This window comes from Acidocella sp. KAb 2-4 (assembly GCF_020567705.1).
Lineage (GTDB): Bacteria > Pseudomonadota > Alphaproteobacteria > Acetobacterales > Acetobacteraceae > Acidocella.
The window spans coordinates 19559-28632 of record NZ_JAJDJU010000027.1; the positions used below are offsets into that span (position 1 = coordinate 19559).

Sequence of the window (9074 nt, forward strand, 5' to 3'; positions counted from 1 at the left end):
CTAAACCTCAACCCTGGAAAAATCTGCGATTTGATTGACCGTGTCCCGGAAGCGCGCGAGCAGTCGCAAACGATTGCGGCGCAATTCTGGCATTTCGGCATTCACTGTTACTTTTTCGAAAAACGCGTCGATGGCGGCCCTCAAGGCCGAAAGGACCGTCATCGCATCCGAAAAACGCTCCTGCGCCATCAAGCCATCGTCGGACTGCAGGGCAGCCTCAACAGCACCACAATCCCTTGCCAACGCCTTCTCAGCAGCCTCGCCAAACAAAGAAACCTCGAAAGCGTGATCATATTTCACGCCGTCCTTTTCTTCTTCAATACGCAAAATATTCGCGGCTCGCTTATAGGCCGCATGCAGGCTCTTGCCATTGCTTGTACCCAGCATCGCCTCCAGCGCCTCCACGCGCCGCATCACCCGCACGAGGTCATCATCCGCCCCGGCCGCCAGCACCGCGTCCAGAATATCGAACCGCTTACCCTCGCCGCGCAGCTTCACGCGCAGGCGCTCGATGATGAAGCCGAACAGCTCCTCATCCTCGTTCAGCAGCGGCTTCAGATGCAGGCGCAGCCCGTTTTCCAGGATGATGCGGATCACGCCGAGCGCGCAGCGGCGCAGCGCGTAAGGGTCGCCCGAGCCGGTCGGCTTCTCGCCAATGCGGAAGAATTCGCGCAGCGTGTCCAGCTTGTCGGCCAGCGCCACCGCCACGGCGGCGGTGCCGGCGGGAACCTCATCCGACGGCCCTTTCGGCTGATAATGGCTGCGGATCGCCTGCCCCACCATCTGCGCCAGCGGGTCGTCCTCGGCCCCGTGCGCGGCATAATACCCGCCCATGACGCCCTGCAACTCGGGGAACTCGCCAACCATGCCGGTGACCAGATCGGCCTTGCACCAGCGCGCGGCGAGCTGCGCGCTCATCAGCTCGTCGCCATCCGCGCCCAGCAGCTCCGCGATCTCGGCGGCCAGTTCCTCGATCCGGCGCACACGCGCGCGCTGTGTGCCGATTTTGGCGTGGAAGGTGATCTTGTCCAGCCGCGGCAGCAGGAATTCCAGCTCGGTCTTGAGGTCCAGCTCCCAGAAATGCCGTGCATCCGAGAGCCTGGCGCGCAGCACGCGCTCATTGCCCGCCACGATCGCCGCGCCGCCATCCGGCGCCTCCAGATTCGCCGCGAAGGCGAAATACGGGGCCGGCTGACCCGCCGCATCGCGCAGCGCGAAATATTTCTGGTTGATCTTCATCGACAATTCGCGGACTTCCGGCGGCAGCGCCATGAAGGCGCCGTCGATCTTGCCGAGCAGCGGCACCGGCCATTCCACCAGCCCGGTCACCTCGTCCAGCAGCGCCTCGTCCGGCACCACGCTCAGGCCCAGCGCGGCGGCTTGTTCGGCCATGCCCTCGGCAATCAGGCGGCGGCGCTCGGCCTGGTCCACGATCACGCGGTGCTCGCGCAGCTTCTCTTCCCACACCGCCACCGACGACACCGCCACCAGCCCATGCCCATGCATGCGGTGCCCCTCGGTCTCATCGCCCGAAGTCACCGGCCCGAGGCTGAACGGCACCACCGCGCCATCCAGCAGGCACACGACCCGGCGCAGCGGGCGCACCCAGGTGAATTCGCCCGAAGCCCCCCAGCGCATCGATTTCGGCCAGGAGAATTTGGCCAAAGCGCCGGGCAGGGCCTCGCACAGCAGCGCGGCGGCGGCCACGGGCGGCAGGTCGCGGCGCAGCACATAATAGCCGTTCTCGGCCACCAACTCCTCGCGCGCGGCGTTATGCTTGCGCAGGAACCCGGCCAGCGCCTGCTCGGGCGCGGAGTCGCGGGGGCCGCGCTCTTCCACCGCGCTGCCAGGCTTCTCCGCCGCCACGCTGGCGGCGATGGCGACCCGGCGCGGGCCGTAATAGCTGCGAATTCCCTCGGCCTTCAGTTCGGCGAACACCGGCGCGAGCAGCCGCTCCAGCTCCGCCGCCGCGCCCGCCTGCATCCGGGCCGGGATTTCCTCGGAGAACAATTCCAGAAAGAATTCGGGCATCTTATTCCCCCGCCAGCCAGGCTTCGGCGCAGATCTTGGCCAGCGCCCGCACGCGCCCGATATAAGCGGCGCGCTCGGCCACCGAGATCACGCCCCGCGCGTCGAGCAGATTGAACAAATGGCTGGCCTTGATGCACTGGTCATAGGCTGGCTGCGCCACCCCGGCCGCGGCCAGCGCCGCGCATTCGGCCTCCGCATCCTCGAAATGGCGCATCAGCATCGCGGTGTTGGCCAGCTCGAAATTATGCTTCGAGTAGTCGCGCTCGGCACGCAGGAAGACATCGCCATAGCTCACGCCCTGGCCGTTGAAATCCAGGTCGTACACATTCTCCACGCCCTGCACATACATGGCCAGGCGCTCCAGCCCATAGGTCAGCTCGGCCGAGGGCGCCACGCAGGCGATGCCGCCCACCTGCTGGAAATAGGTGAACTGAGTCACTTCCATGCCGTCGCACCAGACTTCCCAGCCCAGCCCCCAGGCGCCCAGCGTCGGGCTTTCCCAGTCATCCTCGACAAAGCGGATGTCGTGCTTGCGGCGGTCGATGCCGATGGCGTCGTAGGAGGCTAGCAGCAACTCCTGGATATTGTCCGGGCTCGGCTTCAGCAGCGCCTGATATTGGTAATAATGCTGCAAGCGGTTCGGGTTCTCGCCATAGCGGCCATCCGAGGGCCGGCGCGAGGGCTGCACATAGGCCGCCTTCCAGGGCTTCGGCCCCAGGGCGCGCAACGTCGTGGCCGGGTGGAACGTGCCCGCCCCCATCTCCACGTCGTAGGGTTGCAGGATCACGCAACCCTGCTCCGCCCAGAACCTGTGCAATGTCAGGATGATCTCCTGAAAACTCTTCGGGCGCCCGTTGGCGGTATGGACTGTCATGGACCCTTGGCTAAACTGTGGACCTGTCGCGGCGCAGCAATACGGCCCCGCACGGCGAAGAGCAACCGCAGAGGACGCAAAGCGATGAGCAAATCCATCACCTGGACCGCCGCCGACTGGCTGGGCGCCGCGCTCGCGGCACTGCTCGGCGGCGGGGCCTTCGCCTTCCGCTGGTTCGCCATCGTGCCGCGGGCCACGGTGGGGCTATGCGCGGCGGCCAGCGCGCCGGGTTTCTGCACCCCGCGCCACTGGGTGCTGACCGGGCAATATTACGGCGCATTCGGCTGGGCCGCGCTGGCGCTGGGGCTGGCGGCTTTTTTTGGCGGCAAGCGCCTGCTCGGCGCGCTGGCGCTGGGCGCGGGCATCGCCGCGGTGGTCAATTATAACGGCACGCAGGGCGTGATCGGCGCCGCGCTCGGGCTGGTGGCGTGGCTGAGCGTGGTGAGCCGCCGCCCCGGCTGGGACGGGGCGGCTTAAAGCCCCACCTTCCCCATCGCCAAAAACTTCTCGCGCCGCTTCGCCTTCAGCGCCTCGGGGGGCAGACCCAGCAGCGCCTTGAGCTGCTTCTCCACCGCCTCGCCCAGGCTGGCCAGGGCGGTTTCCGGGTCGCGATGCGCCCCGCCCATCGGCTCCGGCACGATTTCGTCGATCAGCCCGAGCTTCTTCAAGTCCTGGGCGGTGATGCGCATGGCCTCGGCGGCCACCGGGGCCTGCGCCGAGTCGCGCCACAAAATCGAGGCGCAGCCCTCCGGCGAGATCACCGAATAGATCGCGTGCTCATACATCAGCACCGAATTGCCCGCTGCCAGCGCGATCGCGCCGCCCGAGCCGCCCTCGCCAATGATCGTCGCCACCAGCGGCACCGGCGCCGAGAGGCACGCCTCGATGCCGCGCGCGATCGCCTCGGCCTGGCCGCGCGCCTCGGCCTCAATGCCCGGGAAGGCGCCGGACGTGTCCACGAAGGTCAGGATCGGCATGTTGAACCGCCCGGCCAGCTCCATCAGGCGGCGCGCCTTGCGGTAGCCCTCGGGCTTGGCCATGCCGAAATTATGCTTGATGCGGGTCTCGGTATCAGTGCCCTTCTCTGTGCCGATGACCACCACCGGCGTGCCGCGGAACCGGCCCATGCCGCCCACAACCGCCGCGTCGTCGGCAAAGGCGCGGTCGCCCGCCAGCGGGGTGAAATCCTCGATCAGCGCGGCGATGACGCCGGCCGCCTTCGGGCGCTCGGCATGGCGGGCCACCTGGGTCTTCTGCCAGGGGGAGAGCTTGGCGTAGATGCTCTTGAGTTGAGCGTCGGCCTTGGCGGAGAGCCGTGCCACCTCGTCGGCGATGTTGATCTCACCGGAGGCGGGCATCCGCCGCAGCTCCTCGATCTTGGCTTCGAGCTCAGCGACGGGTTTTTCAAATTCGAGGTATTGGCGCATGGGTCAGGGCCTTTAGCACATATACGGCCCAAGAAAAGGGAGCGCGGCGCTACTGGCCGTTCTTGTCCCAGGGCGCGTTGCCCAGATTAACCTGCTTGGGCGTGGTGTTGGAGCCCGCCATCGCCCCCGCCCCGGCGCCGATGCCCGCGCCGACGACCACGCCAATCGGCCCGCCAACCAGGCCAATGAGCGCGCCCGTGGCCGCCCCGCCCGCCGCCGTGCCGGTGGTGCGCCCGGTGCCGCTGCCGCACGCCGCCAGGGCCAGGGGCAACATCAGCCAAGCCAGTTTCCGCATATGGTCCTCCGCATTACGCGCCCCTTGTTTCAGAGCCTCCCCGCGCCGGGCAAGCGTTTTCATGCCGGAACTTCATGCTTGGCGAAGCCGATTCAGCAATCTAGAGTTCACCATACCCTTAGAGGAGGCTCCCATGTCCGACCTGTTGAAAAAAGCCCCGCTCAACATCAAGCCGCCAGGCTGGCTCGACGATTTCAAGGCCTTCATCATGCGCGGCAACGTGGTCGATCTGGCCGTCGGCGTGATCATCGGCGCCGCCTTCACCGGCATCGTCACCAGCCTGGTCAAGGACATCATCACCCCAGTCATCGGGCTGATCACGGGCGGTGTGGATTTCTCCAACCATTTCATCATCCTCAAGGGCACCGCCGCCGCCACCCTGGCGGAGGCGCAGAAGGCCGGTGACGTGACGATCAATTACGGCGTGTTCCTCAACGCCGTGTTCAATTTCCTGATCATCGCCGCCGCCATTTTCTGGATCGTGCGGATGATCGAGAAACTCTACAAGGCGCCGGCCGCGCCGGCCGCCCCTCCTGGCCCGACCCCCACCGAGGCCCTACTCGGCGAAATCCGCGATCTGCTGAAAACCAAGGGCTGAAACGAAAACCGGGGCCAAACGGCCCCGGCGCTTGAGTGAATTTGCGCCCGGCTTACACGCCGAGATTCTTCTTCACAAAATTATGGTGTGCCTCGATATAGCGCACCGTACCTGACTTGCTGCGCATGACGATGCTGTGCGTCACCGCGCCATGGCCGACCCGGCGCACGCCGTTCAGCATCGCGCCCGAGGTCACGCCGGTGGCGGCGAACATCACGTCGCCCTTGGCCATTTCCTCGATCTTGTAGATGCGGTTCGGGTCGGTGATGCCCATGGTGCGGGCGCGGTCGATCTGCGCCTGGTCCTCGAACATCAGCCGCCCCTGCATCTGCCCGCCAATGCAGCGCAGCGCCGCCGCCGCCAGCACGCCCTCGGGCGCGCCGCCGGAGCCGAGATACATGTCCACGCCCGTATTCGGCTGCGAGGCGGCGATCACCCCGGCCACGTCGCCATCGCCGATCAGCATGATGCGCGCCCCGGCCTCGCGGATCTTGGCGACCAGCTCGGCATGGCGGTCGCGGTCGAGCATGCACACCATCAGATCGGAGATTTCCACGCCCTTGGCCAGGGCCAGGTTCTTCAGATTCTCCTTCACCGGGGCGTCCAGCCCCACCACGTCATCAGGCAGCCCGCCGCCGACGGCGATCTTGTCCATATAGATATCCGGCGCGTGCAGGAAATTACCGCGCTCGGCCAGAGCGACGGTGGCGATGGCGTTCTGCCCGCCCTTGGCGGTGATCGAGGTCCCCTCCAGCGGGTCCACCGCGATATCCATCTCCGGCCCGCCGCAGCCGACCTTCTCGCCGATATACAGCATCGGCGCCTCGTCCATCTCGCCCTCGCCGATCACCACGGTGCCATTGATGGCCACGGTGTCGAACGCCTTGCGCATCGCCTCCACGGCGGCGCCGTCGGCGTCGTTCTTCTTGCCGCGTCCGATCCAGCGCGCGGCGGCGATGGCGGCGGCCTCGGTCACGCGGACCAGCTCAAGCGCCAGGTTGCGGTCGGAAACTTCGCCCAGGCGAAGGGGTTCGGTCATGGCTCTATCCTTATTTCGGTTCGATACGGATCAGCGCCGGGGCTTCCAGCACCGCTTCCAGCGTGGCGATGCGCGCCAGCGCGGCGTTCACCGCGTCCTCGCGCGTTTCGTGGGTCAGCAGCACGATCGGCACTGCCTCGCCCGGCTTGCGCCCATGCTGCAACATGGATTCGAGCGAGATGCCATGGTCGCGCAGAATGGAGGTGACATCGGCCATCACGCCGGGCTGGTCGACCACCATCAGGCGCAGGAAATAAGCGCTGGAAAGCCGCGCCATCGGCACCACGCGGGCCTCGGCCAGCGCGCCCTGCGCCATGCCCCAAACCGGGATCTGGCTGCCGCGGGCGATGTCGATGAGGTCGGCGACCACGGCGGAGGCCGTCGGTCCCTCGCCCGCGCCGCGCCCTTGCAGGAACACCGGGCCAGAGAAATCACCCTCCAGCAGCACGGCGTTGAACACGCCATCCACGGTGGCGATCGGCTTGCTCACCGGCACCATGGCCGGATGCACGCGCAGCGACACGCCCTCGCCGGTCTGCTCCGCGATGCCGAGCAGCTTGATGCGGTAGCCCAGCTCCTGGGCGAAGGCGATGTCCAGCGCGGAGACGCGGCGGATGCCCTCGATGTGCAGATCCGCGAAATTGATGCGCGCGCCAAAGGCCAGCCCGGCCAGGATGGCGAGCTTATGAGCGGCGTCCACGCCGTCGATGTCGAAGCTGGGATCGGCCTCGGCGTAGCCCAGGCGCTGGGCGTCGGCCAGCACATCGGCGAAGTCACGCCCCTCCTCGCGCATGGTGGTTAGGATGTAGTTGCAAGTGCCGTTGAGGATGCCCGCGACGCGGCTGACCCGGTTAGCGGCCAAGCCCTCGCGCAGCGCCTTGATCACGGGGATGCCCCCGGCCACCGCCGCCTCATAGGCCAGCGGGAGGCCAGCATCCTCGGCCGCCTGGGCCAGCGCCGCGCCATGCACGGCGAGCAGCGCCTTGTTCGCCGTCACCAGTGGGCGGCCCGCGGCCAGCGCCTTCTCGGCCAGGGCCTTCGCCGGGCCGTCGGAGCCGCCGATCAGCTCCACGACCACGTCCACCTGCTCGTCCCAGGCCAGGGCCAGCGGGTCATCGTGCCAGATCAGCCCGTCCAGCGAGATGCCGCGCTCGCGGGTGCGGTCACGGGCGGACACGGCGGTGACCACGATCGGGCGGCCAGCGCGGGCGGTGATCAGCTCCGCCTGCCGGGCCAGGAGTTTGACCACGCCAGCACCCACGGTGCCCAGCCCGGCAATGCCGACGCGCAAGGGGTTCATCATTTGCTCTCCAGAGAGTCGTCCGCCGGGGCGGCGTTATCGGTGGCCAGGAAGCCGCGGATATTGCGGATCGCCTGGCGCAGCCGGTGGGTGTTTTCGACCAGGGCGATGCGCACATGCGTATCGCCATATTCGCCAAAGCCGATGCCCGGCGCCACCGCAACCTTGGCCTTGGCCATCAGCAGCTTGGAGAATTCCAGGCTGCCCAGATGCTTGTAGCGCTCGGGGATCGGCGCCCAGGCGAACATCGAGCCGTTGGGGGACGGCACGTCCCACCCGGCCTGATGCAGCCCCTTGATCAGCACGTCGCGGCGCTCGCGGTAGAGGTTGCGCATCTCCTCCACGCAATCCTGCGGGCCGTTCAGCGCCGCCGTCGCCGCCACCTGGATCGGGGTGAAGGCGCCGTAATCGAGATAGGATTTCATGCGGGTGAGCGCCTTGATCAGGCGCGGATTGCCCACGCCGAAGCCCATGCGCCAGCCGGCCATCGAGTAGGTCTTCGACATCGAGGTGAACTCCACCGCGATCTCCTTCGCGCCCTCGACCTGCAGCACGGAAGGCGGCGGGTTGCCGTCGAAATAAATCTCGCCATAGGCGAGGTCGGAGATGATGAAGATCTCGGTCTTGCGGGCCAGCGCCACCAGCTCCTTGTAGAAATCAAGGTCGGCCATGTAGGCGGTGGGGTTGGAGGGGAAGTTCACGATCAGCGCCGTCGGCTTCGGCACCGAGTGGCGCACCGCCTGGTCGATGGCGCGCAGCATGTCCTCGCCCGGATGCGCGGGGATGGAGCGCACCGAAGCGCCCGCGATGATGAAGCCGAACTGATGGATTGGGTAGGACGGGTTGGGCACCAGGATGGTGTCGCCCGGCGAGGTGATGGCGGCGGCGAGGTTGGCCAGCCCCTCCTTGGAGCCGAGCGTGGCGATCACCTCGGTCTCCGGGTCCAGCTTCACGCCGAAGCGGCGCTCATAATACGCCGCCTGGGCGCGGCGCAGGCCGGGAATGCCCTTGGAGGTGGAATAGCGATGCGTGCGCGGGTCCTGGATGGTTTCGACCAGCTTGGCGACGATATGCGCCGGGGTGCCGGAATCCGGGTTGCCCATGCCGAGGTCGATAATGTCCTCGGCCGCGGCGCGGGCCTTGGCCTTGGCGGCGTTCACCTCGGCGAACACATAAGGGGGCAGGCGGCGGATGCGGTGGAACTCTTCAGAGGACATGTTCAACTCGGACTCGGGTTATCGATGCAAGGCTTAATATACGAATTGCGCGAAGCCGCCAGAACCTGAAGCCAGGGCGGCGATGCGGATCGCGGCGGGCGGCACGCCGGCGGCGGTGAGCGCGTCGGCCATCCGCCGCGCCCGCGCCAGGGCCAGCGGCAGCGTGCCCTCGCCAAAGCCGACGACACGGATCCGCGCCGCGCCGCGCGCCGCGGCGAGCTTGGCCAGCGCCTGCGCCTGATCCGGCGGCAGCACCGCCGAACTCGGGGGGAATGCGATCACGACCGGCGGGC

Annotated in this window: 9 protein-coding genes and 1 pseudogene; 2 read left to right on the forward strand and 8 right to left on the reverse strand. The window is 67.3% G+C overall.

Annotation, left to right across the window (positions count from 1 at the left end; genetic code table 11):
• Positions 1-2031, reverse strand: coding sequence for a glycine--tRNA ligase subunit beta (gene glyS, locus LI953_RS13520; protein WP_227076621.1), 2031 nt, complete (start codon positions 2029-2031; stop codon positions 1-3).
• 1 nt (position 2032) lies between these two features.
• Positions 2033-2905 carry a glycine--tRNA ligase subunit alpha gene (locus LI953_RS13525; RefSeq protein WP_227076622.1) on the reverse strand — a complete coding sequence of 291 codons (873 nt, stop codon included), beginning with the start codon at positions 2903-2905 and terminating at the stop codon, positions 2033-2035.
• Positions 2906-2989: 84 nt separating this feature from the next.
• Here LI953_RS13525 and LI953_RS13530 point away from each other — a divergent pair, with 84 nt between their 5' ends.
• A complete protein-coding gene (locus LI953_RS13530; RefSeq protein ID WP_227076623.1) occupies positions 2990-3382 on the forward strand; it encodes a hypothetical protein in 393 nt (130 codons plus the stop codon).
• On the opposite strand, the gene LI953_RS13535 is transcribed toward LI953_RS13530, so the two are convergent.
• Positions 3379-4332 carry an acetyl-CoA carboxylase carboxyltransferase subunit alpha gene (locus LI953_RS13535; protein ID WP_227076624.1) on the reverse strand — a complete coding sequence of 318 codons (954 nt, stop codon included), beginning with the start codon at positions 4330-4332 and terminating at the stop codon, positions 3379-3381. The two genes, LI953_RS13530 and LI953_RS13535, sit on opposite strands and share 4 nt — an antisense overlap.
• A 49-nt stretch (positions 4333-4381) precedes the next feature.
• Positions 4382-4627 carry a hypothetical protein gene (locus tag LI953_RS13540; RefSeq protein ID WP_227076625.1) on the reverse strand — a complete coding sequence of 82 codons (246 nt, stop codon included), beginning with the start codon at positions 4625-4627 and terminating at the stop codon, positions 4382-4384.
• Positions 4628-4760: 133 nt separating this feature from the next.
• Between LI953_RS13540 and mscL the strand changes: the two genes are divergently transcribed.
• The gene (gene mscL / locus LI953_RS13545) at positions 4761-5225 is read left to right on the forward strand and encodes a large conductance mechanosensitive channel protein MscL (protein WP_227076626.1); all 465 of its coding nucleotides are present in this window, start codon (positions 4761-4763) and stop codon (positions 5223-5225) included.
• 52 nt (positions 5226-5277) lie between these two features.
• Here mscL and glpX read toward each other — a convergent pair whose 3' ends face one another.
• The 4 genes and pseudogenes from glpX to LI953_RS13565 form a co-directional block, all read right to left on the reverse strand.
• Positions 5278-6264, reverse strand: coding sequence for a class II fructose-bisphosphatase (glpX, locus tag LI953_RS13550; protein ID WP_227076627.1), 987 nt, complete (start codon positions 6262-6264; stop codon positions 5278-5280).
• A gap of 10 nt (positions 6265-6274) precedes the next feature.
• The gene (locus tag LI953_RS13555) at positions 6275-7567 is read right to left on the reverse strand and encodes a homoserine dehydrogenase (RefSeq protein ID WP_227076628.1); all 1293 of its coding nucleotides are present in this window, start codon (positions 7565-7567) and stop codon (positions 6275-6277) included.
• Complete coding sequence (locus tag LI953_RS13560) at positions 7564-8781, reverse strand: LL-diaminopimelate aminotransferase (protein WP_227076629.1); 1218 nt, start codon at positions 8779-8781, stop codon at positions 7564-7566. The genes LI953_RS13555 and LI953_RS13560 overlap by 4 nt, the downstream gene beginning before the upstream one ends.
• 33 nt (positions 8782-8814) lie before the next feature.
• A pseudogene (locus LI953_RS13565) lies at positions 8815-9074 on the reverse strand (hypothetical protein); the annotation flags it as partial.